At 69.1% G+C, this 640-nt stretch carries 1 pseudogene; it reads right to left on the bottom strand.

Annotation, left to right across the window (positions count from 1 at the left end):
- Positions 1 to 640 (bottom strand): annotated as a pseudogene (locus FK530_RS26080) (hypothetical protein); the annotation flags it as partial.

The following is a 640-nucleotide window of genomic DNA, read 5'->3' as shown; positions in this document are numbered from 1 at the left end:
CGAGGGCGGGACGGTGAACTCTGCGACGCCTCCGGACGTGCTGCGCGAGCGTGTGGATGGCTGCAGCGCACCGGCCGGGATGTTCGCACGGCCCACCTCACGCCCGTTGACGAATGCGCGGACGCCGTCATCGACCAGGGTGCGCAGCGTGAGCTGGGAGTATGTGGTCCCCTCCGGAACGGTGAAGACCTGCTGACCCAGCAGCAATGCCCCGGGCGTGCGCGTGAGTGTGGTGGCCAGTCCGGAGGCACCCGAACCCAGGGGGCTGCGCACCTGCGACCAGGATGCCTGCTCCACGGAGGTCCAGGAGTCGCTGGGAGCGGTGGTCACCTGGGTCTCGCGCCACAGTGAGCCCGGGGCGACCAGGGTCACGTCTGCGGCGGGACGCGGGACGGACACGACCCGCGCATCGAAGGAGACCATCGGTGAGGTGCGGGAGTTCAGGTGCGTGGACACCGCAATGGTGTTCACGCCGCTGCGCAGGAGGGAGTCGGGTACCGTCATCGTGGCGGTGCGTCGTGTCCCGTCCTTGGCGTTCGTGTCCCGTGTGAAGGGCCCCGGATCCACGTTCCGGCGTCCGATCTCGGTTCCGTTGACGAACACGACGACACCGTCATCCACCACCAGGTCCACCGCGACC

Source organism: Tsukamurella conjunctivitidis (assembly GCF_007858475.1).
Taxonomy (GTDB): Bacteria; Actinomycetota; Actinomycetes; order Mycobacteriales; family Mycobacteriaceae; genus Tsukamurella; species Tsukamurella conjunctivitidis.
This window is presented reverse-complemented; position numbering and strand designations above follow the sequence as displayed.